Source organism: uncultured Sphingorhabdus sp. (assembly GCF_937872355.1).
Taxonomy (GTDB): domain Bacteria; phylum Pseudomonadota; class Alphaproteobacteria; order Sphingomonadales; family Sphingomonadaceae; genus Sphingorhabdus_B.
In genome coordinates this window covers 1-24,162 of the sequence record NZ_CALMSV010000057.1, presented here as the reverse complement: position 1 = coordinate 24,162, position 24,162 = coordinate 1, and the positions used below count along the sequence as shown (strand labels likewise).

At 58.2% G+C, this 24,162-nt stretch carries 28 protein-coding genes; 22 read left to right on the top strand and 6 right to left on the bottom strand.

Translation table 11 applies throughout. From position 1 onward, the window contains the following. Positions 1–758: nucleotidyltransferase family protein (locus Q0239_RS02950; RefSeq protein WP_298598133.1), on the top strand; the 758-nt coding region annotated here is incomplete at its 5' end. Here Q0239_RS02950 and Q0239_RS02945 read toward each other — a convergent pair. Further along, positions 743–1,417: an HAD family hydrolase gene (locus tag Q0239_RS02945; protein ID WP_298598130.1), complete on the bottom strand. Its 675-nt coding sequence runs from the start codon at positions 1,415–1,417 to the stop codon at positions 743–745. The two genes, Q0239_RS02950 and Q0239_RS02945, sit on opposite strands and share 16 nt — an antisense overlap. A 150-nt stretch (positions 1,418–1,567) precedes the next feature. Here Q0239_RS02945 and glmU point away from each other — a divergent pair, with 150 nt between their 5' ends. From glmU to Q0239_RS02910, 7 genes are all read left to right on the top strand, one after another. Then, a complete protein-coding gene (gene glmU, locus Q0239_RS02940; protein ID WP_298598127.1) occupies positions 1,568–2,911 on the top strand; it encodes a bifunctional UDP-N-acetylglucosamine diphosphorylase/glucosamine-1-phosphate N-acetyltransferase GlmU in 1,344 nt (447 codons plus the stop codon). Continuing rightward, positions 2,911–4,065: a serine hydrolase gene (locus Q0239_RS02935; RefSeq protein WP_298598124.1), complete on the top strand. Its 1,155-nt coding sequence runs from the start codon at positions 2,911–2,913 to the stop codon at positions 4,063–4,065. The genes glmU and Q0239_RS02935 overlap by 1 nt, the downstream gene beginning before the upstream one ends. Before the next feature lie 28 nt (positions 4,066–4,093). Next, entirely contained in the window at positions 4,094–4,339 is a 246-nt protein-coding gene (locus Q0239_RS02930; RefSeq protein ID WP_298598122.1) for a ribbon-helix-helix domain-containing protein, read from the top strand. Between the two features lie 3 nt (positions 4,340–4,342). After that, positions 4,343–4,711 carry a type II toxin-antitoxin system VapC family toxin gene (locus tag Q0239_RS02925; protein ID WP_298598119.1) on the top strand — a complete coding sequence of 123 codons (369 nt, stop codon included), beginning with the start codon at positions 4,343–4,345 and terminating at the stop codon, positions 4,709–4,711. A gap of 12 nt (positions 4,712–4,723) precedes the next feature. Continuing rightward, entirely contained in the window at positions 4,724–6,547 is a 1,824-nt protein-coding gene (glmS, locus tag Q0239_RS02920) for a glutamine--fructose-6-phosphate transaminase (isomerizing) (RefSeq protein WP_298598118.1), read from the top strand. A 96-nt stretch (positions 6,548–6,643) separates the two neighbouring features. Continuing rightward, positions 6,644–8,257, top strand: a complete 1,614-nt coding sequence (locus tag Q0239_RS02915; RefSeq protein ID WP_298598115.1) for an NAD(P)/FAD-dependent oxidoreductase — start codon at positions 6,644–6,646, stop codon at positions 8,255–8,257. Between the two features lie 236 nt (positions 8,258–8,493). Continuing rightward, positions 8,494–9,312 carry a division plane positioning ATPase MipZ gene (locus Q0239_RS02910; RefSeq protein ID WP_298598112.1) on the top strand — a complete coding sequence of 273 codons (819 nt, stop codon included), beginning with the start codon at positions 8,494–8,496 and terminating at the stop codon, positions 9,310–9,312. A gap of 27 nt (positions 9,313–9,339) precedes the next feature. On the opposite strand, the gene Q0239_RS02905 is transcribed toward Q0239_RS02910, so the two are convergent. Further along, positions 9,340–9,528 (bottom strand): hypothetical protein, encoded by a 189-nt coding sequence (locus Q0239_RS02905; protein ID WP_298598109.1) that lies wholly within the window; start codon positions 9,526–9,528, stop codon positions 9,340–9,342. Between the two features lie 110 nt (positions 9,529–9,638). Here Q0239_RS02905 and Q0239_RS02900 point away from each other — a divergent pair, with 110 nt between their 5' ends. The 10 genes from Q0239_RS02900 (at position 9,639) to yghX (ending at position 17,394) form a co-directional block, all read left to right on the top strand. Beyond that, positions 9,639–10,022, top strand: coding sequence for a GFA family protein (locus Q0239_RS02900; RefSeq protein ID WP_298598106.1), 384 nt, complete (start codon positions 9,639–9,641; stop codon positions 10,020–10,022). Positions 10,023–10,056: 34 nt separating this feature from the next. After that, positions 10,057–10,179 carry a hypothetical protein gene (locus Q0239_RS02895; RefSeq protein ID WP_298598103.1) on the top strand — a complete coding sequence of 41 codons (123 nt, stop codon included), beginning with the start codon at positions 10,057–10,059 and terminating at the stop codon, positions 10,177–10,179. After that, entirely contained in the window at positions 10,169–10,588 is a 420-nt protein-coding gene (locus Q0239_RS02890) for an OsmC family protein (protein WP_298598100.1), read from the top strand. The genes Q0239_RS02895 and Q0239_RS02890 overlap by 11 nt, the downstream gene beginning before the upstream one ends. Positions 10,589–10,720: 132 nt before the next feature. Next, positions 10,721–11,917 (top strand): aspartate aminotransferase family protein, encoded by a 1,197-nt coding sequence (locus Q0239_RS02885; protein WP_115549133.1) that lies wholly within the window; start codon positions 10,721–10,723, stop codon positions 11,915–11,917. After that, positions 11,914–12,840: an ornithine carbamoyltransferase gene (gene argF / locus Q0239_RS02880; RefSeq protein ID WP_298598090.1), complete on the top strand. Its 927-nt coding sequence runs from the start codon at positions 11,914–11,916 to the stop codon at positions 12,838–12,840. The genes Q0239_RS02885 and argF overlap by 4 nt, the downstream gene beginning before the upstream one ends. Then, entirely contained in the window at positions 12,840–13,760 is a 921-nt protein-coding gene (locus Q0239_RS02875) for an Hsp33 family molecular chaperone HslO (RefSeq protein ID WP_298598088.1), read from the top strand. The genes argF and Q0239_RS02875 overlap by 1 nt, the downstream gene beginning before the upstream one ends. 157 nt (positions 13,761–13,917) lie before the next feature. Further along, on the top strand, positions 13,918–14,334 hold the full coding sequence (locus Q0239_RS02870; RefSeq protein ID WP_298598086.1) for a hypothetical protein: 417 nt from the start codon (positions 13,918–13,920) through the stop codon (positions 14,332–14,334). A 212-nt stretch (positions 14,335–14,546) separates the two neighbouring features. Further along, the gene (locus Q0239_RS02865) at positions 14,547–15,704 is read left to right on the top strand and encodes a sensor histidine kinase (protein ID WP_298598139.1); all 1,158 of its coding nucleotides are present in this window, start codon (positions 14,547–14,549) and stop codon (positions 15,702–15,704) included. Further along, the gene (locus Q0239_RS02860) at positions 15,701–16,501 is read left to right on the top strand and encodes a LytTR family DNA-binding domain-containing protein (RefSeq protein ID WP_298598084.1); all 801 of its coding nucleotides are present in this window, start codon (positions 15,701–15,703) and stop codon (positions 16,499–16,501) included. The genes Q0239_RS02865 and Q0239_RS02860 overlap by 4 nt, the downstream gene beginning before the upstream one ends. Positions 16,502–16,503: 2 nt before the next feature. After that, the gene (gene yghX / locus Q0239_RS02855) at positions 16,504–17,394 is read left to right on the top strand and encodes a YghX family hydrolase (RefSeq protein WP_298598082.1); all 891 of its coding nucleotides are present in this window, start codon (positions 16,504–16,506) and stop codon (positions 17,392–17,394) included. A 30-nt stretch (positions 17,395–17,424) separates the two neighbouring features. Here yghX and Q0239_RS02850 read toward each other — a convergent pair whose 3' ends face one another. From Q0239_RS02850 to Q0239_RS02840, 3 genes are read right to left on the bottom strand one after another with little or no spacing between them, the layout of a single operon-like run. Then, a complete protein-coding gene (locus Q0239_RS02850) occupies positions 17,425–18,576 on the bottom strand; it encodes an energy transducer TonB (RefSeq protein WP_298598080.1) in 1,152 nt (383 codons plus the stop codon). A gap of 19 nt (positions 18,577–18,595) precedes the next feature. After that, positions 18,596–19,051 (bottom strand): tRNA adenosine(34) deaminase TadA, encoded by a 456-nt coding sequence (tadA, locus tag Q0239_RS02845; RefSeq protein ID WP_298598078.1) that lies wholly within the window; start codon positions 19,049–19,051, stop codon positions 18,596–18,598. A gap of 11 nt (positions 19,052–19,062) precedes the next feature. Then, positions 19,063–20,274, bottom strand: a complete 1,212-nt coding sequence (locus Q0239_RS02840) for a penicillin-binding protein activator (RefSeq protein WP_298598075.1) — start codon at positions 20,272–20,274, stop codon at positions 19,063–19,065. A 4-nt stretch (positions 20,275–20,278) separates the two neighbouring features. On the opposite strand from Q0239_RS02840, the gene rsmI reads away from it, so the two are divergent. Genes rsmI through Q0239_RS02820 form a run of 4 tightly spaced genes read left to right on the top strand, consistent with a single transcriptional unit; the run spans position 20,279 to position 23,154 of the window. Further along, entirely contained in the window at positions 20,279–21,160 is an 882-nt protein-coding gene (gene rsmI, locus Q0239_RS02835) for a 16S rRNA (cytidine(1402)-2'-O)-methyltransferase (protein WP_298598136.1), read from the top strand. Further along, positions 21,157–21,513, top strand: a complete 357-nt coding sequence (locus tag Q0239_RS02830; RefSeq protein WP_298598073.1) for a YraN family protein — start codon at positions 21,157–21,159, stop codon at positions 21,511–21,513. Before rsmI ends, Q0239_RS02830 begins: the two co-directional genes overlap by 4 nt. An 18-nt stretch (positions 21,514–21,531) precedes the next feature. Further along, positions 21,532–22,500, top strand: a complete 969-nt coding sequence (gshB, locus tag Q0239_RS02825) for a glutathione synthase (RefSeq protein ID WP_298598071.1) — start codon at positions 21,532–21,534, stop codon at positions 22,498–22,500. 6 nt (positions 22,501–22,506) lie between these two features. Next, positions 22,507–23,154, top strand: a complete 648-nt coding sequence (locus Q0239_RS02820) for a DedA family protein (protein WP_298598068.1) — start codon at positions 22,507–22,509, stop codon at positions 23,152–23,154. Here Q0239_RS02820 and Q0239_RS02815 read toward each other — a convergent pair. Beyond that, positions 23,111–24,001 (bottom strand): tyrosine recombinase XerC, encoded by an 891-nt coding sequence (locus Q0239_RS02815; protein ID WP_298598065.1) that lies wholly within the window; start codon positions 23,999–24,001, stop codon positions 23,111–23,113. The genes Q0239_RS02820 and Q0239_RS02815 overlap by 44 nt on opposite strands. Positions 24,002–24,162: the final 161 nt, after the last annotated feature.

The window sequence follows — 24,162 nt, the reverse complement described above, 5'->3', positions numbered from 1 at the left end:
GTAAGATCGTGCTCCTGAAAGGCACCGCCTATGTCGCGGCTGGGTTGGTCGCGGGTGAGGGCCGGTCGATAGGAGACCTCGATATTTTGGTGGCGCGGCAGGATTTGCCGGAGGTCGAGCAGGCCTTGCTCGCCGCTGGTTGGGAGTGGGTGAAGCCTGACCCCTATGACGATGCCTATTACCGCGACCACATGCACGAACTGCCGCCGCTGATCCACAAGGAACGCGACCGGATGATCGATGTGCACCATACGGTGTTGCCGTTGACGGCAAGTCGGCGGCCAGATGCGAGGGCGATGTTGACGGAAGCACGACAGATTGGCTCCGGGCTTTACGTGCTCTCAAACGCCGATATGATTTGCCACAGCGCCGCTCACCTCTTTGCCGATGGCGATTTGGCGGGGGGGCTCAGAAATCTCTGGGACATCCATTGCCTTTTGAGCGAATTCTCCAGCCCTGAATTCTGGGCGCAACTGCGCGAGCGTGCGGCGCGCCACCAGCTCTCCGAGCCGGTCGAACGGGCGGTGCGATTGGCGTACCAGCTGTATGGAACCGAAATCCCGAAGGATTGGGCCGGCTGGCACCGGCAGGATAAATGGTATGTTGCGCGATTAACCGCCCGCGACGGCTGGGGTCGCCCGACGCGCAAGTTCATCCGGCTGATTTTCTACATCCGCTCGCATTGGCTGCGCATGCCGCCAATGATGCTGGCGCAGCATTTGTGGACGAAATGGCGAAAAGGTCACGCCAGCGACTGAAGCGTCTCCAACAGCTCGCCATAATGGTTGATTACCGCGTCGGCGCCCAATTCCTCTGCGGGCTGGCTGAGGAAGCCGAAGGCAACCGCGATGCTGGGAATGCCAGCCGCGCGTGATGCGTGCACGTCGTGGATGGAATCGCCGATATAGGCAGCACTGCCCCCGCCGCAGCGAGCGATCATTTCGTGGATCGGATCGGGCTTCGGCTTGCCATTGCCTTTCCCCATCGTGTCGCCGCCAATGATGGTGACGAAGCGATCCGCCAGACCGACATTGCCGAGCAATTCGACTGCGAGGCTTTCGAACTTGTTGGTCACGACGGCGAGTTTCACATCCATCGTCTGCAACCGGTCTATGGCATCGACCAATCCGGGGAAAGGCGGGCAGTTGCTGCCAAGGTTCGCGCGGTAATGATCGATCAGAACTGGGTGTAGCGCGCGGATTGTCTCCTCCTCCGCCTGACCCGATTGCTGCAGCCCGAGTGTGAGCATGTGGCGCGTGCCCATGCCAACCAGCGCCTTGACGCCATCGGTTGCAATGGGCGGCCGCCCGATGCTTTCCAGCGCGTGGTTGAGCGAGGCCGCCAGTTCGATGCTGGTATCGAGCAGCGTGCCGTCGAGATCAAAGCCGACTATGTCAAATGGGAATGGGCGGGTCATTTAATAACCGTAGTCCTGAGCTTGTCGAAGGACGCATATCCGTCCGGCGAGACGCCCTTCGACAGGCTCAGGGCTTCGGTGTAAATTGAAGTTGCAGATGTGTATGCAAATTCTGGAAACTGCAACCATTTGCTTCTAAAGCCAGCGCCTATGAGCAACATCGCCGCAATCATCCTCGCCGCGGGCAAGGGAACCCGCATGAAATCCGACCTGCACAAGGTGCTGCACCCGATAGCGGGTCGTCCGATGCTGATGCACCTGATGGCCAGCGTCGATGCGCTGGAGCCGGCGAAGAAAGTGGTGGTCGTCGGCGACAAGGCGGATCAGCTTCGCGATGCGCTGGGCGATAGCGCGGAAACGGTGGTGCAGGAACCACAATTGGGCACCGGCCATGCCGTGCAGCAGGCGGAGGGCGCGCTCAAGGATTTCGATGGCGATGTACTAGTCCTCTATGGCGACGTGCCTTTTGTGCCGACATCGACGATGCAGGCGATGATCGATCGGTTGCACAGCGATGACAATCCGGAGGTCGTCGTGCTCGGTTTTGAGCCCGAAGACACGCTGCAATATGGCCGCATCGTCGCGACCGGCGACCGCATCGAATGGATGGTCGAGCATAAGGATGCGACCGAAAAACAGCGGCAGACCAAGCTGTGCAATTCGGGCCTGATGGCGGTGCGGTCGAAAGACCTGTTCGCGCTATTGGCGCGGGTGACCAACAACAATGCGGCGGGCGAATATTATCTGGTCGATATCGTCAATATCGCGGTGCAGGACGGGCGGCATTGCCATGTCGTCAGGACCGATCCCTATGATGTGACCGGCATCAACAGCCGCGGCGAATTGGCGGCGATGGAGGCCGAATGGCAAAAACGCCGCCGTGTGCAGGCGATGGCCGATGGCGCCAGCCTGATCGCGCCGGAGACGGTCTGGTTTTCCTATGACACGCAGCTTGGCCGTGATGTCCTGATTGAACCCAATGTCTTTTTCGGCCCTGGTGTGCGCGTGGCGGATAATGTGAAGATCCGCTCGAACAGCCATATCGAGGGTGCGGTGATTGGTGAGGGCTGTGAAGTCGGCCCCTTCGCGCGGCTGCGCCCCGGCACGGTGCTGGAGGAAAAGGCCAAGATCGGCAATTTCGTCGAAACCAAGAAAGCGCATTTGGGCAAGGGCGCCAAGGCGAACCACCTGACCTATCTGGGCGATGCCGAAATCGGTGCAAAGGCGAATATCGGCGCGGGCACGATCACCTGCAATTATGACGGCTATTTCAAATATAAGACCGAGATCGGCGAGGGGGCGTTTATCGGTTCAAACAGCGCACTGATTGCCCCGGTGAAGATCGGCCGCGACGCGATTGTAGCCGCGGGAAGTGCGGTATCGCGCGATGTAGCCGACGGCGAACTACGGATGGTGCGGGCCGAGCAACTGGTGAAACCGGGCTGGGCTGATCGCTTTCACGATGCGATGCGGAAGAAGAAAGAAGGGAAATAGTGAGTATCAGTCGTCGCCATATTCTAGCCCAAGCGGGAGGTTCGGCAGCGCTGCTGTGCTTTGGGAGCGCTGCTCTAGGCCGTGTAGTTGGCGATAGTCGTTTCGCAAAGCCTATCACCGAGACGCTTGCGGAGGCGATGGCTAATCAGGTTGCGCCCGGATTTCAGCTCGCGGTCATGGAGCAAGGGAAGTTCATCTATCACCAATCCGGCGGCAAGGCCAATTTGGCGACGTGTGAGGCCGTGAATTCATCCAGTGTGTTTCGTATCGCTTCATTGTCAAAGCAGTTTACAGCTGCGGCCATTCTCAAGCTGGCGCAAATGGGAAAGCTGGAGCTCAATGCCCCTATCAGTCGATATCTTCCATTCACGGCAGTACTACCCGAGATCCGCGTCATCGAACTCATTCATCAGACGGCGGGGCTCCATAGCGATGAGAGCGAAGTTGCCGAGTTACAGAGTGAAACAAAAAATCGGACCCAAATCGATTTGGCCAAGGAAATTACCGCTCAGTCCAATCCAGTTGATTTTCTGCCCGGCACGGCCTGGTTTTACAGCAACGCCAATTTTATCATGGCAGGAGCCTTGATTGAACAGGTTTCGGGTAAAGCATTGCACCGCGCCTTCAGAGAGCTCATATTCTCCCCATTGGGCCTGAAAACGATCGCGATGGACCATGCTGATGACGACGTGGCGCGCCGCGTTGTCGGATATTCGCATGCTGAAAACCAGCCGCCAACCTTCGTCCCCGCCGCGTTTATGAAGGTTGAAGAGGCGGGCGGCGCAGGCGCACTGCGTGGAACGGCGAGCGATCTTTGCCGCTGGCATCACGCGCTTCTCAATGGAAGACTGCTCGATCCGGCGCATCTGCAGATCATGCTTGCACCTGGGCGGTTGCGGGATGGCCGTTTGTCGGGCGCTAACCGCTTCTCTCCTGAGGATGCGCATTATGGCGATGTGCAATATGGGTGCGGTTTGTTGGTTTCACCTGCGTCGGATCCTCACCCAAATATCATGCATTACGGCTTTATCAGCGGCTTTTCCGCAATGCTGTTGACCGAACTTAAGGCACAACGGACGGTCGCAATTCTGTTTAATGCCGACCCAGGTCCTGCTCTGCCATTTTCCAAATTGCGCAAGCTGATCTTGACATGATATCATGATATGATATCAATATATCATTATGCGTATTTTGACCGACATTCCTGACGAAGATATCGAGAAACTCGATGCCGTCGCGTCCAAAAAGAAAAGCTCGCGCGCAGCGGCAATTCGGGAGGCGGTGAAGCTGTATCTTATCCATAATGCCGATAATCAGGATTGGATCGCGCGCGGGGCTGGATTGTGGAAGCACAAAACCGACATTGGGGATGCCGTAGAATATCAAAGGTCGATGCGCGAAGACCGCAGACCTTACGAAGATATCTGATTTGTGTCCGATCCGTTTTTTGACACCAACATATTGATCGACTGGTTGAACGATAGCCGAAAGGCTATCGCAGAACTGTCCCGCTATCGGAAGCACCGGATCAGCCGTGTTGTCTGGACCGAGCTGTTGGCCGGCGTGCCGCTTGAAGAACGCGATACGCTTCAACAAACGCTCTCTTCTCTTGAGGTTGTCGAAATCGACGCACGTATTGCCAGCGCGGCTGCTGACATTCGTTACCGTTCTCCAATGAAGTTGATGGATGCCTATATATTGGCAACGGCGCAAGTGAATGGCGCGATCTTGATCACCCGAAACACCAAGGATTTTCCAGCAAAAATGCCGGGAATCCGTGTCCCTTATACTACCCCATAGAAAGCAAATATCATGTGCGGCATTATTGGCATCGTCGGCAAAGAAGCTGTGGCAGACCGTCTGGTCGATGGGCTGCGGCGGATGGAATATCGGGGCTATGACAGCGCCGGGGTCTGCACCGTGCTTGACGGCCAGTTGATCCGTCGCCGTGCGGAGGGGAAGCTCAATAATCTGGTCAAGGAACTGGCCGGCAACCCCGCGCCGGGCAATATCGGCATTGCACACACACGCTGGGCGACGCATGGCGCACCGACCACCAGCAACGCGCACCCGCATGCAACGGGTGAGGTTGCGCTGGTCCACAACGGCATTATCGAGAATTTCAAGCCGCTGCGCGATGCGTTGACGGCGCGTGGCCGCATCTTTGAAAGCGAGACCGATACCGAGGTCGTTGCACATCTGGTCAGCGAACAGATCGAAGCTGGCCAATCGCCGACCGAGGCGGTGAAAGCCGTGTTGCCACAACTGCGCGGGGCCTTTGCGCTCGCTATCGCTTTCCGTGAAAATCCCGATTTCCTGATTGGCGCTAGGCTCGGCAGTCCGCTGGTCGTCGGCTATGGCGATGGCGAAACCTATCTGGGTTCGGACGCGCTGGCGCTCGCGCCGCTGACGCAGAAGATCGCCTATCTGGAGGAAGGTGATTGGGTCATCGTCTACCGCGAAGGCGCGCAGATTTTTGACAAGAACAATAATCCGGTCCAGCGCGAAATCACCACCAGCGGTGTGTCGGCAGCGGCGATCGAAAAGGGTAATTACCGCCATTATATGCAGAAAGAGATTTTCGAGCAGCCCACCGTGGTTGCGCAGACGCTCTCTTCCTATATCCGCCCGCTCGAACAGACCGTCGCGCTGCCGCAGATGGATTTCGATCTGGCTGGTGTGAAGCGTATCACGATTGTCGCCTGCGGCACCAGTTTCTACGCAGGCATGGTCGCCAAATATTGGTTCGAAACATTTGCTCGTGTGCCGGTCGACATCGATGTCGCATCGGAGTTCCGCTATCGCGATCCGGTGTTGGAGGAAGGTGGCCTCGCGCTGTTCATCAGCCAGTCGGGCGAGACGGCGGATACGCTCGCCGCGCTCAAGCATTGCAAGGAAAATGGCCAGACCATTGCTGTCGTCGTCAACGTGCCGACGTCGAGCATGGCGCGCGAGGCAGACCTGCTACTCCCCACCCATGCCGGGCCGGAAATCGGTGTCGCCTCGACCAAGGCCTTCACTTGCCAGCTTGCGGTGCTCGCCGCACTCGCAGCGCACCTCGCGCTGGTGAAGGGCAAGCTATCGGCTGAAGAAGAACGGGAAATCGTCCGCCACCTGATCGAGGCCCCCGCCGCATTGAACGCCGCGCTGGCACATGATGAGGATATTGCGGCAATGGCGCACTTGATCGCCCCGGCGCGCGATGTGCTCTATCTGGGCCGTGGCCCCGATTATCCCCTCGCGCTTGAAGGCGCGCTAAAGCTGAAGGAAATCAGCTATATCCATGCCGAGGGTTACGCTTCGGGAGAGATGAAGCACGGCCCTATTGCGCTGATTGATGAGGCGGTGCCGGTGATCGTCCTCGCGCCGAGCGGCCCGCTGTTTGAAAAGACCGTCAGTAATATGCAGGAAGTGCGCGCGCGCGGCGGCAAGATCGTTCTGATCTCCGATGCCGAAGGGCTGGCCGAAGCCGGCGAAGGCTGCCTCGCCACCATCGAAATGCCCCACGTCCATCCGCTTATTGCGCCTTTGGTCTATGCCGTGCCGGTGCAGTTGCTCGCCTATCATGTGGCCTGCGCCAAGGGCACCGATGTCGATCAGCCGAGGAATTTGGCGAAGTCGGTGACGGTGGAGTAGCAACTACCCCTTTGGCATCTGCCCTTTTTGTGTATCCTGTCGGGTGATTCTGTCGCGCTGTAACCAGCGCGACTGGATCATGGGGAGAGGAAGCACATGAAGTACGATTACGATGTCATCATCATCGGTGCCGGCATGGCTGGCATGTACATGCTGCACAAACTGCGCGAAGTCGGGCTTTCGGCCAAGGTATTTGAGGCCGGGCATGATGTTGGCGGGACCTGGTACTGGAATCGCTATCCCGGCGCGCGGGTCGATATCGAGAGCCAGGAATATAGCTTCTCCTTTAGCCCCGAGCTTGAAGAGGAATGGGTTTGGACCGAGCGTTATGCCAGCCAGCCGGAAATCCTGCGTTACCTGAACCATGTTGCCGATCGTTTTGATCTGCGCCGCGACATCCAGTTCAATGCACGCGTGAAATCGGCGCATTATGATGCCGCAAACCATCTATGGCGCGTCGATACCGAAAAAGGCGACAGCGTCCATGCGCGCTTCTGCGTCTCGGCAACGGGCTGCCTTTCGGTGCCGAATGAGCCCAATTTCCCGGGGCAGGAGCGTTTTACGGGGCCGACCTATCACACCGGGCGCTGGCCGCATGAAGGCGTTGATCTTACCGGAAAGCGCGTTGCCGTTATCGGCACCGGTTCCTCCTCGATCCAGTCAATCACCGAGATCGCCGGGCAAGTGGGGCAGCTTTATGTGTTCCAACGCACGCCCAATTACAGCGTTCCGGCGCATAATGGCCCGGCCAACCCGGAGGTGCGCAAAAACTGGCTCGCCAACCGTGCCGAAAACCGCATGGCGCAGCGGCAGACGCTGGGCGGGTTCATGTCTTCGGTACCCAATGAACAAAAGGCCGTGGAAACCGGCGACAATGAACGGCGCAAGGTCTATGAGGAGCGCTGGGCCGAAGGTGGCTTTGCCATATTGGGGGCGTTTGCTGACCAGTCGGCCAATCCTGATGCCAACGCCCTTATCGCCGAATTTGCTGCCGAAAAAATCCGCGAGATCGTTCGCGATCCCAAAGTTGCGGAGAAATTGACCCCGAAAAGCTATCCTTTTGGCGCCAAGCGGCTGTGCGTCGACACAGGCTATTACCAGAATTTCAACCGCCCCAATGTCGAACTGATCGACCTTAACGAAACCCCGCTCAATACGATTACCGAAAAGGGCGTCGCCACCAGCGAAAAGGAATATGAGGTCGATGCGATCATTTTCGCGATCGGCTTTGATGCGATGACGGGCGCACTGACACGCATGGACATTAAGGGGCGCGAAGGCCGTACTCTGGTTGATAGCTGGGCGGAAGGGCCCAAAACCTATCTGGGCCTGATGGTTTCCGGTTTCCCCAACCTGTTCACCATTACCGGCCCGGGCAGCCCGTCGGTGCTGTCCAACATGGTTGTTTCGATCGAGCAGCATGTCGAATGGCTCGCCGATCTGTTCGTATTCATGCGCGACAATATGATGGTTGAGATTGAGCCGACCGCGCATGCGCAGGAATTCTGGGTCGAACATGTCAACGAAGTGTCGAACTACACCGTCTATAACTTTGCCAACAGCTGGTATCTGGGCGCGAACATCCCCGGCAAACCGCGTGTCTTCATGCCTTATGCGGGCGGCGTCGGGGCCTATCGCGATCTGTGCGCGGCGGTGGCGGCTAATGCCTATATGGGGTTCAAGCTGAAACCGGCGGCTCCGCCGGCTTGATGCGGCAGGGTTGAAAGCCCTGCTGCTTTTCGCCATCAGGCTCGCATTGGAGGTCTGGCCAGTTGGGATTCTTTGCGCATCTATTCCGGCGAAAACCAAAGCGGCAGGCACTGCCGCCACCACGCCCGTTTGACGATAGCCAGTGGCCACCCGCGCCGCTTTCACCGGCACCCTCTTATCCGTCATTTGATAGCGCGCCTGCATTCCCACAACAGGTGCAGGAAACACCTTCATGGATGAAATATCCGGTCGGTGGGCAGCGCGGGCACATCATCGTCTTTGCCAATGAAAAGGGCGGGGTAGGCAAATCGACCTCCGCCTTTCACACGTGCATCGCGCTGTGCAATGCCGGGGAAAGCGTAGCCGCGCTTGACGTTGATTTGCGCCAGTTGACGCTGCACCACGCGCTGTGGGCAAGGCAGGAGAGCGAACGCGAATTTGGTGTGAAGTTGCCCGGGCCGGAGCAGATTATGCTCGCGCAGCAAAATGAGAATGAACTCGAGGAAAAGCTGCGCATGGCGCGCATCCACCATGATTTCATCATCATCGATGTCGGCGGGCATGACTCGCCGATTGCGCGCAAGGCGATCTTCATGGCCGATACAATCATCACGCCGGTGAATGACAGCTTCATCGATCTTGATATGCTGGGGCGCATCGATCCGCGCACCGGCGAGCTCCGCACGCTCGGCAATTTTGCGCGGCTGGTAGAGCATCTGAAAGAGCCGGGTATGGCGATCCGCCCCAAGGCGCTCGACTGGGTGGTTATGCAAAACCGGTCGCGCAACTTTGCCACCAAGAATGAACGCAAGGTATTGGACGCGCTCGAGAAGATCGCGCCTGTGGCGGGATTCCGCATCGTTCCCGGCCTGCGCGAGCGCGTAACCTATCGTGAACTGTTCCCGATGGGACTGACGCTGTTTGACCTAGAGGCCATTCCCGAACTGGGCAAGCCACAGCACAATGCCCGCGAAGAAATCTGGGCGATGCTGCGCGCGCTTAATTTACCCAGTGCGGCATTGAACAAGGCGATTGCGCCTGCCGAGGCATCCTGAGCCGCAGAGCAGGCGGGATTATTCCGTTCAGGCTGTTTTGCTGGATTCGGCCAATATAGTTGCTGCCGTCTCTTCAATAGTCCCCGTGACCAGCAAGGGTGAGCCGCCGACAATGCCGATCTGCGTTTGGCCGTTCTCCGCAGAGCGCAGCCATGCGATGTTCGAGGCAACGACAAGATAATTGCCACCACGGGATTGGAGGGTAATGAACTTCATGGGAAAAGGCTCCTGACAATGGAAGCTTTAGGCGCGAAGTCTCTTTGAGTGATTAAAGTTAGCCGATCCAATATGTTTGACCCGAACGAAGCTGAAAGGAACAAAGCGGCTTGAGCAAGGATATCATGGTTCAGGGTGGTTGCCATTGCGGCGCCGTGCGGTTTCGCCTCGGTCTTGCTTCGAACAAGGTCGAGCTGCTCGATTGCAACTGCTCAATGTGCAGCCGCACCGGCTTCCTGCACCTGATCGTTCCGCACGGCGATTTTGAGTTGCTGACGGAGCGTGAAGCGCTGACCTCCTACCGTTTCGGAACAGGCGCAGCCGAGCATCTTTTCTGCAGCACATGCGGGGTGAAGTCCTTTTACCAGCCGCGGTCGCACCCCGAAGCATGGAGTATCAATTTTCGCTGCCTTGATCAAGATCATGGCCTGGAAGCGCGAATTCAGGCTTTTGATGGAAAGAATTGGGAAGCAGCGCGGGCGGAACTGGGATAGCATAGGTAACCCGCGGGAAGGAGGCTGAACGGTCGTGATAAAGTCAGGCATCATTGTGGTACTGCTTCTGGTGGGCGCACATCTGTTGCTCTACGGCTATCTCCAACGCCGTATCAACGCAGCCAAACGCGAAAAGGATAAGCAGAATGAAGGATAACCCCTGCGCAACGGTTGAAAGCTCCGACGGCACATACTCCCAACTGATAAAGGCGCGCGTGCATGAATGGGCAGCGGGCGAGCCGGTTGAAGACGGCGGTATCGACAACGGCCCGATGCCCTATGAACTATTGCTGTCGGCACTGGGTGCCTGCACTTCGATTACCTTGGAGATGTATGCGGCGCGCAAAGGCTGGCCACTCGAGAAAGTGCATGTAACGCTTGAGCACTCCAAGGAGGAACGTGCGGGTGAGAATGGCGGAAAGCCTGTCGACATGATTGACCGTGTCGTTCGCCTCGAAGGCCCTCTTGATGACGAACAGCGTATGAAGCTGATCGAGATTGCCGAAAAATGCCCCGTGCACAGGACACTGACCAATCAGATCAACATCAACACGCTGCTGGGATGAATCCCCTTCCCGCAAGCGGGAGGGGAGCCAAGGGGTTGATTCGCCATTTGGGCAGGCTTATAGCTGGATTTTAGCAATGGCGGTCCCGCGGGGCCGCTTTTTGCCTTTTGGCCAAATGGAAAGGACCCAGCCATGTCGATCACCCCCCTGATGCCCGTCTATCCCCGTTGCGGGTTCCGGCCGGTGCGAGGCGAGGGATGCTATCTGATTGGCGAGGATGGCCGTCGTGCGCTGGATTTTGCCGCAGGTATTGCGGTGAACGCATTGGGTCATGGCCATCCGCATCTCACCAAGGCGATTTGCGAACAGACCGCGACGCTGATGCATGTTTCGAACCTTTATGGCAGCCCGCAGGGTGAGGCGCTGGCGCAGCGCATTGTTGACAACAGCTTTGCCGACACCGTGTTCTTCACCAATTCGGGCGTCGAGGCGATCGAATGCGCGATCAAGACCGCGCGCCGTTACCATTTCGCCAATGGCAACCCCCAGCGTCACAAGCTGATCACCTTCAAAAACGCCTTCCACGGCCGCTCGCTTGGTGCGATTTCGGCGACCGATCAGGCGAAGATGCGCGACGGTTTCGAACCGCTGCTGCCCGGCTTTGCCTATGCGAAGTTCAACGATCTCGAAGGCGCGCTAGCGCTGATTGACGATGAAACTGCCGGTTTCCTTGTTGAAACGGTGCAGGGCGAAGGCGGGATGACCGCCGGTACGCCCGAGTTCATTCAGGGTCTGCGCAAGGCGTGTGACGAGCATGGTCTGCTCCTCATCCTCGACGAAATCCAGTGCGGCTATGGCCGCACCGGCAAGATGTGGGCCTATGAACATTATGGCATCACGCCCGACATATTGACCTCGGCCAAGGGCATTGGCGGCGGCTTCCCGCTCGGCGCATGCCTTGCGACCGAAGAAGCCGCCAAGGGCATGGTCGCGGGCACGCATGGCTCGACCTATGGCGGCAATCCGCTCGCCATGGCAGCCGGGCAGGCGATCCTTGATGTGATGACCGAACCCGGTTTCCTTGAGCATGTGACCGCGATGGGCGATCGCCTGCGCGCCGCATTCGAGCAATTGATCCCCAACCATGATGACCTGTTCGAGGAAATCCGCGGTAAGGGCCTGATGCTCGGCATCAAGATGAAGGATCCCGCCGTCAGCCGCGATTTCGTGGCGCATCTGCGCGACAATCATGGCTTGCTGACCGTTGCTGCGGGCGAGAATGTGTTTCGCGTATTGCCGCCGCTGGTGATCAATGAAGATCATATCGCCGAATGCATCGAACGGCTGTCGGCCGGTGCGCGCGACTATCAGATGCCGCAAGCGGCGTGACCCGGCACTTCCTAAATCTCGCTGATGCGGGCGCCGATGCCATTGCGGCGATGATCAATGATGCCATTGACCGCAAGGCGGCGCGTGCTGGCTGGCCCAAGGGCAAGGCAGATGCCGATGCGCCGCTGGCCGGGCACACGCTGGGGATGATTTTCGAGAAGAATTCGACCCGCACCCGGGCTTCGTTCGAAATGGCGATCAAGCAATTGGGCGGCGACAGCATGTTCATGGCCTCGGGCCAGATGCAGTTGGGGCGAGGCGAGACCATCGCCGATACCGCGCGTGTGCTTTCGCGCTATGTCGATGCCATCATGATCCGCACCGATGATCATGCCAAGATCGAGGAACTGGCCGCCTATTCGAGCGTCCCGGTGATCAATGGACTGACCGATCTTTCGCACCCGTGCCAGATCGTCGCCGACCTGCTGACGCGGGTTGAGCATGGCAAGGCATTGCCAGGGCTTGAAGTCGCCTGGCTGGGCGATGGCAATAATGTGCTCAACTCGATTGTCGAAGCTGCTGGCTTGATGAAGTTCAACGTCCGCATCGGCGTGCCACAAGGCTATGACAGCGATCCCGCCTTTATCGAGGCAGCGCGCGCTGAAGGGGCCAATATCACCGTCACTCGCGATGCTGCCGAGGCGGTTGCAGGTGCCGACGTTGTCGTCACCGATACCTGGGTATCGATGGGGCAAGAACATGCACATAACAAGATTGCCGCGATGATGCCCTATCAGGTCAATGACCGGTTGATGGCAGGAGCGAAGGCCGATGCCAAATTCCTGCACTGCTTGCCAGCGCACCGTGGCGAAGAGGCGACCGACGACGTACTCGACGGCCCGCAATCGGTGATCTGGGATGAGGCCGAAAATCGGTTGCACGCCCAGAAATCCATATTGCTGTGGTGTTTCGACAAGATCTGATGGCAGACCAGTCGGAAACGCGCTGCGATCAGCCTTTGCGCTTTTCGATACCCGCGCTCAACGCGCGCGGACGGCTGGTGCGGCTCGATGCCGTACTCAACGACGTGCTTTCGGCACATGCCTATCCGCCAACGGTCGAGAAAATCCTCGCCGAAGGTCTGGTGCTGACGGCTTTGCTCGGCACGACGCTCAAGGAACGGGAAGGTCAGCTGACGATACAGGCGCAGACCGAGAATGGCCCGCTGTCCTTACTTGTCACCGATTATATCGACGGCGCGGTGCGCGGCTATGCGCAGTTTGATCTGGCGAAGCTGGCCGAGGTGCCATCGGATCCTAATCTTTTCGCGCTGTTCGGCAAAGGTTATCTGGCGGTCACATTCGATCGTCCATTGCCGGAAGCGCAAGGCGGCGGTCGCTATCAGGGCATCGTGCCATTGGAGGGCGCCAATCTTTCCGAAGCGGCAATGCAATATTTCGACCAGTCCGAGCAAATCCCGACATTTATCCGCATCGCGATCGACCATGTCGACGGTCGCTGTGTAGCTGGCGGCATATTGGTGCAGCATCTGCCCGATGGCGAAGAAGGCCGTGAGCGTATCGAGGCGCGCGGCGAGCATCCCGATTGGGAACATGTCCGTATCCTTTCAGAAACGATCAAGCCTGACGAGCTTGCCGATCCCGCGCTTCCGCTCGAAGAAATCGCCTGGCGGCTGTTTCATGAGGAGCAGGAGGTCCGGATCGTCGAAGGGCAGCCGATGACCAAAGGCTGCCGATGCGATCCGCATCATATCCGCGATGTGATCGCGCGCTTTCCGGCCAGCGACCGCGCCGACATGGCAGATGAAGCAGGCGATATTGTCGTCAATTGCGAATTTTGCTCGCGCAAATTCCCGATCAGTCTGGCCAGCCTCAACAACTAAACGCACCGAACTGTTCAGTCACGATTAACCAAATTCGTGTCATTCATCGTTCATAGGCCACGGTTTATCGTGGCGACGGTTACAATCAATCGGTAATAGCCGAATTAGAACATCGGGTCGGGTCGCTGGGGCAAGTGAAACGACGGAACGCAGAAGCATGAAATTTTCAAGATTGAAGTTGGGCATTGCCGCTTTTCTAGCGGTTGGAACGGCTGCCATGGGCATTGCCGCGCAGTCCGAGACCCCCGACTTGCTGCAATCGCTTGAACGCGGGATGTGGCAGTTGCGCGCAGTGGGCGGTGGAACATCGACGGCCGGTGTTAGCCAATATTGCGTGGGCGATCCAAGGATGCTGGCGCAGATTAAGCACGGGGCAAATGCCCAGTGTAGCCATTTCGTCGTCCGTTCGACACCGACGTCGGTCACGATCAGCTATAGCTGCAAGGGTTCGGGGCAGGGGCTTACCACGATCCGCAAGGAATCGCCGCGCCTGATCCAAATCCAGTCTCAGGGTATCCATGATGGATCCCCTTTCTCCTTTTCGGTTGAGGGGCGGCGTTCGGCTAGCTGCTGAATCCGGCGTTAAGCCTTCTTTAACCATAATCCGCTAATCAGGGTACGTGCCTATCATTTGGGGCACGCTTTCCTCCCTAACTGGCTAGATGCCACACTGGGCCGTCCTTTACGGGGCGGCCCTTTTCTTTGGCCTTGGTACTCGTCGAAAACGCCGCCCTTTTTGCGAAACTAGGGCTTCATGCTCGAGGAAAATCGCGCTAGACAATGGGGATGGCCGTACTCGAACTGGGTGACCAGCCCTTCTTTTCGGACAAGAACCGGGCGTTCTGGAACCTGCATAGCGCGGGCTGGGGCGGGGCGGCGCTGGTGCGCAGCGCGTCCACTATCGCCAATGGCCAGCCGTTCAGCGCGCTGGTGCCTGTATTGATTTCAGCGGTCACCGGTTTTTCGGTTTCGCTAATCTTGTCGGTCGTGTTCCGTAATGTCATTGACCGACGACCGCTTCTTACCTGGGGTGTCACCGGCGTTTCCGTGATCCTGGCAACGCTGATTTATGCCTATATCGACGTCTGGGTCTTGCAAACGATCCGTGAAGGTGCGGACGCAACGCCGTTTGCCCAGTTGATGGTCGGTGCGATCTTCATCAACGGCGTTTTGCTTGTCGCCTGGTCAGCGCTCTATTATGCGATCAACTATTTCGTTCGCGCAGAGGAACAGGCGGACCAGCTTTTGCGGCTGGAAGCGGCGGCGACAAGCGCGCAATTGACGATGCTGCGCTATCAATTGAACCCGCATTTCCTGTTCAACACGTTGAACAGCATTTCGACGCTCGTGCTGTTGAAACAGACCGAGCAGGCCAATGCGATGCTGTCGCGACTGTCATCTTTCCTGCGCTTTACATTGATCAATGAAACGACCGCGAAAGTGACCTTGGCAAGTGAGGTCGAAACACTGAAACTTTACCTCGATATTGAGAAGATGCGATTCGAAGAGCGGTTGCGTACGGAGTTTGATATTGATGATGCCGTTAAAGATGCACTGGTGCCATCATTACTGCTTCAACCGCTCGTCGAAAACGCGATCAAATATGCCGTCACTCCGCAAGAGGATGGCGCCGACATTTCGATCAACGCCCGGCGTGTAGGCGATCGTGTTCGCATAATCGTATCCGATTCAGGGCCGGGGTTGCAGGCAAGCCTTCCCGACCCCAAATTGTCGACAGGGGTCGGCATGGCCAACACGCGCGAGCGACTATTGCAGGCCTATGGCGATGAACAGCGTTTTGACAGCTATACAAGGAGCGGCGGAGGATTTGAGGTTGTGATAGAATTCCCCTATCAAACCAACAACAGCGGGGGCGAAACAAAAGCCATCGAAGCACCGGCGGTAACAGCGGGCGTCGGTGTTCAAGGAGCAGTAACCGCATGACTATTCGCACCATCCTCGTCGATGACGAGAAATTGGCGACACAGGGCCTCCAGCTGCGTCTGGAAGCCTTTGACGATGTAGAAATTGTCGCCACATGCCTGAATGGGCGAGAGGCGATCCGCAAGATCAAGACGTTGAAACCGGATCTGGTCTTCCTCGACATCCAGATGCCCGGATTTGACGTTTTTTCTGTTGTGCGGGGCGTGATGGACTTTGATCCGCCGCTCTTCGTCTTCGTCCCCGCCTATAGCGAGCATGCGATCAAGGCATTCGAAGCGCAGGCCATCGACTATTTGATGAAACCGGTCGAGCCCGACCGGCTTGCCGATACCATGGAGCGCGTTCGCAACCGACTGGCCGACAAGCGGACTTCGGAAGAGGTGGAGCGCCTTCGCAACGTCATCAGCGAGGTAGCGCCGGATGCGGCTGAAAACCTGCCGCCTGCCGACGAAGAGATGTCGAGCGGACGGTTCGAAAAACTGATCAATGTGAAGGATCGCGGCCAGATCTTCCGCGTCGATGTCGATACCATCGAACGCATCGAGGCCGCAGGCGACTATATGTGCATCATCACCGCCGACAATTCGCTGATCCTGCGCGAGACGATGAAGGACCTCGAAAAAAGGCTCGATCCGCGCACCTTCCAGCGCGTGCACCGTTCGAAGATCGTCAATCTCGATCTCGTCCGGCAGGTGAAACCACACACCAATGGCGAATGCTTCCTGATCCTTGAATCGGGCGCGCAGGTGAAGGTCAGCCGCAGCTATCGCGACGTCGTCGCGCGCTTTGTGCATTGACGATGTCGGAGCGTAAAACCGCCGCCGATTTCCAACCGGCGATCCTCGAAATTTTTGACGGCTATGTTCATGGCAAGCTGAGCAAGCGCGAATTCATCGAACGTGCGGCGAAGTTTGCAGCAGCGGGCGTGACGGGGGCGATGATTTTTGACCAGTTGCGCCCCGATTATGCTTTGGCGCAGCATGTGAAGGCGGACGATCCGTCAATCAAGACCGAGCGCCCGTCTGTATCGAGCGCTAAAGGCCATGGCGCAATTTCCGGACTGCTGGCTATGCCTGCCAAGGCAAAGGGCAAGATACCGGCAGTGTTGGTCATTCACGAAAATCGCGGGCTCAACCCCTACATTGAAGATGTCGCGCGGCGACTGGCAAAGTCAGGGTATCTGGCCTTTGCGCCTGACGGTCTCTCCTCGGTTGGCGGCTATCCGGGAAGCGATGACAAGGGTCGTGAATTGCAGGCCAAGCTCGATCCCAAGAAACTGTTCGAAGATTTTATCGCTTCATTCGATTTCCTCCGCCTGCATGCGAAATCGACCGGCAAGGTCGGTGCGGTCGGATTTTGCTATGGCGGCGGCATATGCAACGCGCTTGCGGTGGCCTGCCCTGAATTATCGGCTTCTGTGCCCTATTATGGCCGCCAACCGACCGCAGCAGAAGTGCCCTCGATCAAGGCCCCGCTGCTGATCCACTATGCCGAGAATGACGAGCGCATCAATGCAGGTGCCTTGCCCTATCAGGCGGCACTTCTGGCGAACCAGAAACCGTTTGAGGTGCACTATTACCCCGGCACACAGCACGGCTTCCACAATGACACGACACCGCGCTACGATAAGGCAGCCGCAGAATTATCGTGGCAAAGAACGTTGGCGTTTTTCGGGGAGCATTTGGCCTGACAGTGAAGGCTCCGCCATCAGCCGGAAATTCTAGATTCCCTCGCCCTCGCTTGGCGGCTGTGGCTTACCCATTTTAAAAACGACCCGCTCGACACAGCCTGTAAAGCCTTGGCCGGGATCCTTGACTTTACGAAGCTCGACAACTTGCTTTGCCGCCACACCGAAGTCGGCAGCGGGTTCAGCGGCGGCAATACGGACATTTCCGGTGCTGCCCCAAGGTGCGACATCAAAGACTATGATCGCCCAGCCTTCGATATATCGTTTGCGGAATCTATCGGGGTAGGTCGCTGGATGATGCGTCGCCCAGATAATATCCTTTGGGCAGTTTGCATTTTCAGAGCGAAATGCATCTTCCTCTGGAAATTCCGGCGCAGCAAGCGTTCCTGCCACCCGTCGATATGGGTAAAGACAACCCGTTTTCGGCTCTTTTGCAAATTCGGAGCGCGCGATTGCATCGCGAGATGTCTTGTCGAGCGCATTGCTGCCAGTGCCTCCAACAGTGCGCAGATTTACTGGTTTGCCGGATGCATCGATATCGAACTGGGTCATTGACCAGTCGGTTTGACCAGGCGTGGCGGGAATCTTTGTGAAGTCGGGGTAGGCTCGTGTCAGGACAGCAGGCGCGCTGTTGAAACATGTTGCCCCATCAGGCTTGAGCCGATCGAATATTGGCCGCTGATTGCCCATATTTGGAAAGATAGAATATTCGAAAACTGTATTTAGCGGAGCATCGGCAATTTCGGAAATATGCGGAACATATTTGACTGTGCAGCCAAAACGGGATTTTCCGGGGGTGAAACGACTTGCTGCAACGGCAGGTGCGATGTCACTGGTCCAGCTTGCAAACTTATCCGTGCCTGTCTTGGTAACGCCCAATGCCCGACCATTTTCATCAATCCGAAATTCAATATCGACATTGTTCAGTGGATCGTTCGGGCGGACGGGAATGAGGGCGACGTTACTTTTGAGAAATGCTGCCGTGTCGAGCGTTTCATCCGAGCATTTGCTACTTTCGGCAACAAATTGGACCAGCATGTTTCGTGCTGGTGCTACATTAGAAGTTGGTGGAGATATCGTAATTACGGGCGGAGATGGGACAGTTGCAAATTGCGTGGTGCTGAACAGCGTGATGAACAGTTTTGAAAGCATGACCGATAGACTTGCAGGAAGCTTCATTCCCATCAAGTAAATTCACGTGAGCTTATCGTTTGTCTGCAAAGAAATTCTTTAATAACTCCGCGGCGTCATCCTCACAAATTCCGCCATATATTTCAGGTCTGTGATGCACCGTTGGTTGTTCGAACAGCCGGGGGCCTTGCTCGACAGCGCCGCCTTTCGGGTCGCTGGCTCCGTAATAGAGCCGTGCGATACGGGCATGGGCTATGGCCCCGGCGCACATTGCGCAAGGTTCGAGTGTCACCCAGAGGTCACAGCCGATGAGACGGTCTGTGCCAAGTTCCGCGGCTGCTTCGCGCATCGCGACGATTTCGGCATGCGCCGTGGGGTCGTGGTCGGCAACGGGGCGGTTGCCGCCGCGGCCGACAATCTTGCCGTCCTTGACGACGATGGCTCCCACCGGCACTTCGCCAGCCGCAGCAGCTTGCCGCGCCAGATCTAGCGCAGCCCCCATATAACGGCGGGCCTGTTCAATCGGCATGTGCCTTTTCGCTACTTAGCGGGTGCAAAGCCGCGCGGGGCAGGATCGATGGTGACAAATTTGCCCGCCTGCACCTCTTGCACCTCAAGCATACGCTCCGACATGCCATTAGGCGCAAAGCGGAAGGCGCCATCGATGCCGATAAAGCCGTCCGGATCGGTCAGGCGAGCGACCGGAAAGCGCGTGCCCACTTTCCAGTTTTGTGCAACGCGAGCGACCAACAGCACCGAGTCATAGCCAAGGCTCGACAGGCGCGAAGGCGCGCGACCGAAGCGGGCGCGATATTTGTCGGCATATTGGCGAAACATCGTGTCCGATACGCTGGCAAACCACGCACCGCGCAGCATCGGATTAGCAGCAACACCTGCATCGATATTCCAAAGATCTGTACCGAGCACCTTGGCACTGGACAGGCCAGCCTTGCGCAATGCAGGCACCGTTGCAATCGCAACCCGTCCATTGTCGGCGATCAATACAGCATCCATGATGCCAGCGGCATTCAGCTTGCGCACTGCGGCATCAATCGAGACGGTCGAGCCATCAATTTCCTGCACCGAAACCAGTGCACCGCCGGCCGCACGCACCGAATTGGTCAGGTTCGATAGCGCGCGCTGGCCATAGACCGACTTGGGTACGATGCCACCGAAGGGGGTATATCCTTGCGTCTGGGCATATTTGACGCCCCTGTCGATCGACTGAGAGGGCAGAGGGCCAAGCAGGAACACATTCGGACCCGCCGAGCCGACGTCGTTCGAAAAGCTTATCATCGGCACGCCTGCGGGCCTTGCGACATTGGCCACCGCGACCACATCGTCGCTGCGCAGCGGGCCGAGGATCAATTTGTTGCCGTCAGCCACCGCCCTTTTCGCCGCTGCATCGACACCCGATGCGGTATCATAGGTCGTCATGCGGATATTGGTGTTGCGCGTATCGAGCAGCGCCAGCGTGGTCGCATTGGCAATCGACTGGCCGACGTCACTATCTGCGCCCGTGACGGGTAGCAACAGGGCAACACGGTGGCGATCACCGTCCGAAAGGACGACATTGCCGGGGTCAGGGGATTCAACCGGCGGCGGGCCATCCGGAGCTTGACCGCCTTTCGGAATGACAGACTGACAGGCAGCGAGGAACATCAGTGCGAAAAGCGCGGTTGCGCGCTTGGCCGTCGACCAGATCGTTTCCGACTGCGCTTGCGGCGCAGCCAAGCTTGCTGCAATGGTCATGTCCATGTCCTCCGACCTTTATGATTTTTCTGCATCAGAGCCGGAAAAACCGGCAAAGGCAATCGATTCCGGCCTCTACATTGTCGCCACCCCGATCGGCAATCTGGCAGATTTGTCACAACGAGCCGTTGAAATGCTCCGCGCAGCCGATTTGATTGCGGTCGAGGATAGCCGCGTGACAGGCAAATTGCTGCATCATCTGGGTCTCAAAAAGCGTATGCGGCCCTATCACGACCATAGCAGCGAGGCGGATCGCGAAGCATTGCTTGCGGCGGCGCGTGAGGGCGTTGTCGTGCTTGTTTCAGACGCCGGAACTCCGCTGATTTCCGACCCCGGATACAAACTGGTGCGTGCAGCGCGGGAAGCAGGAATTCCGGTCAGTACTGCTCCCGGAGCGAGTGCAGTCGTAACCGCGCTGTCGATTTCCGGCTTACCGACCGACCGCTTTCTGTTCGCGGGTTTCCTGCCTTCGAAAGCCAAGGCGCGGGCGGATGTGATTGCCGAAATCGGGAATGTAAAATCTACTTTGGTGTTTTACGAAAGCGGCCCGCGGCTGGGGGCAACGCTGGCGGCGCTGGCCGAACAGTTGGGCCCCCGCGAGGCGGTGGTCGCGCGCGAGTTGACCAAGAAGTTCGAGGAAGTGGTCTCGGGTACACTCCCTGAATTGGCTGAACGCTATGCGGCGGCTGAGCCCAAGGGTGAGATCGTGCTGATTGTCGGGCCGCCGGGGGAGGTACAAGCCGAGCAAGGCGATTATGAGGCTGCGCTCATGGCGGCACTCGAAAACCTGCCGCCCGCCAAGGCCGCCAAGGATATCGCCAAACGCTTTGGCGTGGACCGGGCGGAGGTTTACGAACGCGCCATGGCACTCAAATCCAGCACATGACCAACCGCCGTGAACTGGCCGAAATGCGCGGGCGGCGGGGCGAGACCATCGCGGCTTGGTGGCTTCGAATGCATGGCTGGCGCATTGTCGGCCAACGGCTCAAGACACCTCGCGGTGAGGTGGATCTGATCGCGCGGCGCGGAAAAACGATCGCTTTTGTCGAAGTAAAGGCGAGGGTGAAGCACGCCGATCTGGCAACCGCCATAGACGGCTGGCGATTGCGTCGCGTCGCTGCTGCCGCCGAGCAACTGCTTCCGCGTTATGGCAAGGGTGCTGAAAATATGCGCATCGACGTGATATTGGTTGCACCTTGGCGCTGGCCGCACCATCTGGTCAACGTCTGGCACGGATAGAGAAGAAGAGGGCAGCAGATGGGCTTGCGCGTTGCGGTGCAAATGGACCCGATGGCGGGTATCAATATCAATGGCGACAGCAGCTTTGCACTGATGCTTGCCGCTCAGTCGCGCGGGCATGATGTCTGGCATTATGATGTCGGTACGCTGACCCTCGATGCCAATGACCGGCTGACCGCTTTTGCCCATCCGGTCTATGACCTGCAGCGCGTGGCAGGTGCGCATTACCGCTTTGGCGAGCCCAAAAGGATCGATCTTGGTTCGGATGTGGATGTCGTTTTGATGCGGCAGGACCCGCCTTTCCATGTCGGCTATATCACCGCGACGCATCTTTTGGAGCGAATCGAGCATGAGACGCTGGTGGTGAACAACCCTGTCAGCGTGCGTAATGCTCCGGAAAAGGTGATGGTGCTCGATTATCGCCGATTCATGCCACCGACGCTGATCACCCGTTCGGCGGACGAGGTACGCGCTTTCCAGAAGGAGCATGGCGCAGTCGTCGTGAAGCCGCTCCACGGCAATGGCGGCAAGGCGATTTTCCGCGTGCCCGCCGAAGGCGACAATTTGGGTGCGCTGTTCGAAGTGTTCAACACCACCTGGCCCGAACCGCATATGGTGCAACCTTTCCTTCCCGATGTAGCGAAAGGCGACAAGCGTATCGTATTGATCGACGGTGAGGTTGCTGGCGCAATCAACCGCCGCCCGGGTGAAGGCGAATTCCGTTCAAACCTCGCGGTCGGCGGCAGCGCGGAGGCCACCGAGCTTACCCCGCGCGAACAGGAAATCTGCGCCGCGATGGGGCCGCGCCTGAAGGAACTCGGCCTCATCTTCGTTGGTATCGACGTGATCGGCGGCGAATGGCTGACCGAGATCAACGTGACCTCACCGACCGGCATCGTCGCGATCGACCGGTTCAACGGCACCGACACCCCTGGAAAAATCTGGGTCGCGATCGAACGTCGCTTCAAGGAACGCAAAGCGAGCTGATCTCCCATGGAAGACTGGATCATCCACCTGGTCGATGCGACCGGCTACTGGGGTGTGGCATTTCTGATGCTGCTCGAAACGGTGTTCCCGCCTATCCCGTCTGAAGTCATCATGACAGTGGCCGGGGTATCCGCTGCACGCGGGAACATGACGCTGACCGGAACGGTTGCTGCAGGCACGGCAGGCGCGATGCTTGGCAACTGGTTGTGGTTCTGGCTGGCGATCAAATTTGGCGAAGCGCGGCTGCATCGCTTTCTCGACAAGCATAGCCGCTGGCTAACGCTCGACTGGCATGAGGTGGAACGCGGCGAGGCGCTGTTCCGCAAATATGGTTCGACCATTGTCCTTGTCGCACGAATGCTGCCTACACTGCGTTCGTTGATTTCGATCCCGGCTGGGTTGTTCGGCATGTCGCACCGCCGATTCCTTGTCTTTTCGACGATCGGTACCGCGGGCTGGAGCGCGGCCTTGGCTGGGGCTGGGTATTTCCTTGGGTCGCAATTCGAAGATGTCGAAAAATGGCTCGGGCCGCTCTCGACGCTGGTGATTGTGGCGATTGTGGTCACCTATGTCTGGCGGCTCGCGCGCTGGAAGCCCCGACCCGAAACAGTCAAGCCCGTGGATGCGAATTTAGATATTCGTCCAGAAGCATAGCGGTATCGACCGCAGTATAGACCTGCGTTGAAGACAGGCTGGCATGGCCCAAGAGTTCCTGCAGACTGCGCAAATCCGCACCGCCCGCCAGCAAGTGCGTTGCAAAGCTATGGCGCAGTGCGTGCGGTGTGGTCTTTTCCGGCAAGCCGAGCCGCTTGCGCGCGCCCTGCACCGCACGGCGGATGAGGGCAGGGGATAGCGGCCCGCCGCGCCGTCCGCGAAACAGTGGCTCTCCTTTGGCCGGCGGATAGGGACAAAGTTCTAGATAGCCCTCAATCGCCTCACGCACATTATCGAGTAATGGAACAATGCGCGTCTTGTTTCGCTTGCCAGTGACGCGCAATGTCTGGCCCATTGGCAACACATCGCCGGTCAACCCGGTCGCCTCGCTCACGCGCAGCCCGCAGCCGTACAGCAACAGCAGCACCGCCCAATCGCGCGCGCCAATCCAGCCATCGGTCGCACTGTCGGCAGCGTCGCCTGCAAGCGCCAACACCGCTTCGGGATCGACCGGGCGCGGCAGGCTGCGCTGAACACGCGGGCCTTTGAGCGCCGGGATCGCAGCTTCATCGCCCAAGGCGAAGCGCAAAAAATTGCGCACGGCGGAAAGTTCGCGCGCGGTGGAGCGGTTGGTCAGCCCGTCACCGCGCCGGTTGGCGAGGAAGGCGCGCAAATCCGCGGCGGTCGCTTTGGCAAGTGTAGCGCGGTTGGCTGGCTCGCCCATATGTTCGGTTAGGAACGCGCACAGCCGTTCGGCCGTCGCGACATAGGCGCGCACGCTGTGCACCGACCGGCGGCGATTGTCCGCAAGATAGGAACGATATTCGGCGATCAGCGCTTCGGCCATGCGCGGATGCTATCAGGCGTCGGGCGTCGGCTCAATCGCAACGATTTGCGGCAGGATGGCGTCGAGCAACGGGAAGCCTTTCGGGGTGACGGCCAGATGACGTCCGTCCCGGTTGACAAACTCCAAGGCTTCCAGCTTTTGCACTGAAGCCCAATCAACCA